The organism is Aeromicrobium sp. (assembly GCF_036676885.1).
GTDB lineage: Bacteria > Actinomycetota > Actinomycetes > Propionibacteriales > Nocardioidaceae > Aeromicrobium.
On the sequence record NZ_JAKFCB010000325.1, the window covers coordinates 1 to 3,590 of the forward strand.

The 3,590-nt window shown below is 65.8% G+C and carries 1 protein-coding gene; it reads right to left on the minus strand.

Annotated features, from left to right (window positions below; genetic code table 11):
• On the minus strand, positions 1–3,324 hold a 3,324-nt coding region (rpoB, locus tag V6M46_RS15085), incomplete at its 3' end, for a DNA-directed RNA polymerase subunit beta (protein ID WP_332666576.1).
• Positions 3,325–3,590 lie beyond the last annotated feature (266 nt).

A 3,590-nucleotide genomic window follows, 5' to 3' on the forward strand; every position in this document is an offset into this window, starting at 1 on the left:
GTCCTCGATCGGCAGGATCTTGGAGATGACGCCCTTGTTGCCGTGACGGCCGGCCATCTTGTCGCCGGGCTGAAGCTTGCGCTTCACGGCCACGAAGACCTTGACCATCTTCATCACGCCGGGAGGCAGTTCGTCGCCGCGCTGCAGCTTGTCGACCTTGTCCTCGAAGCGGCGATCCAGGCGCTTGCGCGCCTCGTCGAACTGGCGGCGCATGGCCTCCAGCTCGCCCATGATCTTTTCGTCGTCGAGGGCGATCTGCCACCACAGGCCGGGCGCGATCTCTTCCAGCTTCTCGGCGGTGATCTCGCCGCGGCCCAGGCCCTTGGGGCCGGAGACGGCGGTCTTGCCGGTGAGCAGGACGCGAAGGCGCGAGGTCATGTTGCGGTTCAGGATCGCGAACTCGTCGTCGCGGTCCTTGCCCAGGCGGTCGATCTCGGCGCGTTCGATGGCCATGGCGCGCTCGTCCTTGTCGACGCCGTGACGGTTGAACACGCGGACTTCCACGATGGTCCCGGCGACGCCCGGGGGCAGGCGCAGGGAGGTGTCGCGAACGTCGGAGGCCTTTTCGCCGAAGATGGCGCGCAGGAGCTTTTCTTCCGGCGTCATCGGGCTTTCGCCCTTCGGGGTCACCTTGCCGACCAGGATGTCGCCCGGCAGGACCTCGGCGCCGATCGCCACGATGCCGGCTTCGTCGAGGTTGCGCAGGGCTTCCTCGCCGACATTCGGGATGTCGCGGGTGATCTCTTCCGGGCCCAGCTTGGTGTCGCGGGCCATGACCTCGAACTCCTCGATGTGGATCGAGGTGAAGACGTCGTCGCGCACGATGCGTTCGGAGATCAGGATGGAGTCTTCGAAGTTGTAGCCGTTCCAGGGCATGAAGGCGACGAGGGTGTTCCGGCCCAGGGCCAGTTCGCCCAGGTCGGTCGACGGGCCGTCGGCGATCACGTCGCCGGTGGCGATCAGGTCACCCACCCGCACCAGCGGACGCTGGTTGATGCAGGTCGAGGTGTTGGAACGCTGGAACTTCTGCAGGCGGTAGATGTCGACGCCGGCCTTGGTCGGGTCGTTCTCTTCCGTCGCGCGGACCACGATGCGGGTGCCGTCGATCTGCTCGACCACGCCGGTGCGGCGGGCGACCACGACGGCGCCGGAGTCGACGGCCACGACGCTTTCCATGCCGGTGCCGACCAGGGGCGCATCCGACTGGATGAGCGGCACGGCCTGCTTCTGCATGTTCGAGCCCATCAGGGCGCGGTTGGCGTCATCGTTTTCCAGGAACGGGATCAGCGAGGCGGCCACGGAGACCACCTGCTTGGGCGACACGTCCATCAGGTCGACGTCGGCCTTGGGCAGCAGGCCCGGCTCGCCGTTGATCCGGCCCTGGACCAGGTCCTCGACGATCTCGCCGTTCTTCAGCTTGATGCTGGCCTGGGCGATGACGTGCTTGGCCTCTTCCATGGCCGACATGTAGACGACCTCGTCGGTGGTCTTGCCGTCCTTGATCCGACGATAGGGGCTCTCGATGAAGCCGTACTTGTTGACCACCGCGTGGGTGGCCAGCGAGTTGATCAGGCCGATGTTCGGGCCTTCCGGCGTCTCGATGGGGCAGATCCGGCCGTAGTGGGTCGGGTGCACGTCGCGGACTTCGAAGCCGGCGCGCTCGCGGGTCAGACCGCCCGGGCCAAGGGCCGAGAGACGGCGCTTGTGGGTGATCTCCGAGAGCGGGTTGGTCTGGTCCATGAACTGCGAGAGCTGCGAGGAGCCGAAGAACTCCCGCACGGCCGCGGCCGCGGGCTTCGCATTGATCAGGTCGTGCGGCATGACCGTGTCGATATCGACGCTGCTCATGCGCTCCTTGATGGCGCGTTCCATGCGCAGCAGGCCGACGCGGTACTGGTTCTCCAGCAGCTCGCCCACCGAACGCACCCGGCGGTTGCCGAGGTTGTCGATGTCGTCGATCTCGCCGCGGCCGTCGCGCAGGCCGACCAGGGTGCGGAGCACCGCCAGGACGTCGTCCTTGCGCAGGACGCGCACGTCGTCGGGGCAGTCGAGCTCCAGACGCATGTTCATCTTCACGCGGCCGACCGAGGAGAGGTCGTAGCGCTCGCCGTCGAAGAACAGCGACTTGAACATGGCTTCGGCGGCTTCGACGGTCGGCGGCTCGCCGGGACGCATGACGCGATAGATGTCGAACAGCGCGTCCTCGCGGGCGTTGTTCTTGTCGATGCGCAGGGTGTTGCGCATGTAGGCGCCCATGGTGACGTCGTCGACGTCGAGGACGTCGAGCTTGTCGTAGCCCTGCTCTTCCAGGGCGGCCAGGACGGTGGGGTCCAGCTCGTCGCCGGCCTCGGCGTAGATCTCGCCGGTCGCCGGATTGACCAGGTCGCGGGCCAGATAGCGGCCGGTCAGGGCCTCCGGCGCCAGCAGCAGGGTCTTGAGGCCCGCGTCGGAAAACTTCTTGGCGTTACGCGCCGAGATCTTCTGGCCGGCCGGGGCGATCTCCTCGCCGGTCTCGGCGTCGATCAGCGGGAAGTCCGGCTTGGCCCCGCGCCAGCGCTCGGGCTTGTAGGGCACGGTCCAGCCCGCGACGCCCTTCTTGGAGTCCTCGCGCTTCTCGCAGGTGACGATGTCGTAGAAGGTGGAGAGGATCTCCTCCCCGTCCATGCCGAGCGCCATCAGGAAGGTGGTGGCCGGCAGCTTGCGGCGACGATCGATGCGGACGAAGACGATGTCCTTGGCGTCGAACTCGAAGTCCAGCCACGAGCCGCGATACGGGATCACGCGGGCGGCGAACAGCAACTTGCCCGACGAGTGGGTCTTGCCCTTGTCGTGGTCGAAGAACACGCCCGGCGAACGGTGCATCTGCGAGACGATGACCCGCTGGGTGCCGTTGACGATGAAGGTGCCCTTCTCGGTCATGAGCGGGATGTCGCCCATGTAGACGTCCTGCTCCTTGATGTCCTTCACGGAGCGGGCGCCGGTCTCTTCGTCGGTCTCGAACACGATGAGGCGCAGCTTGACCTTCAGCGGCGCCGCATAGGTCATGTCGCGCTGGACGCATTCCTCGACGTCGTACTTCGGCTCTTCGAACTCGTACGACACGTATTCCAGCACGGCGCGTTCGTTGAAGTCCTTGATCGGGAACACCGACTTGAAGACCGCTTCGACACCCTCTTCGCGGCGATCGACCGCGCGAGTTTCACGTTGCAGGAACTGTTCGTAGGAGGAGCGCTGGACCTCGATGAGGTTCGGCATCTGCACGGCTTCGGGGATGCGGCCGAAAGACTTACGGATCCGCTTCTTACCGGTGAAGGATTGCGCCATTTTATTCCCTTGAGCGACGCGCGGAACGGTTTCCGAGCGTCAGGTCGCTAGTGTCCTGCGTCCACCCTCGACGCCCTTGCGGGCGCCGGACGCTGGAAGCCCCTGTATCGCCAGGGGCGCTCCCTCGCATGGCCGGAGGGTGGCGGGCCATGCCTCGGAGCGTACGCGCGCGAAGAATCGCGTCTGAGACGAATCGTAAATTTCGCGAAGCACGCGATTTAGGAGTTTTGTGTGGATAAGGGAAGCCCCTTTCGCACGAAAAGTGG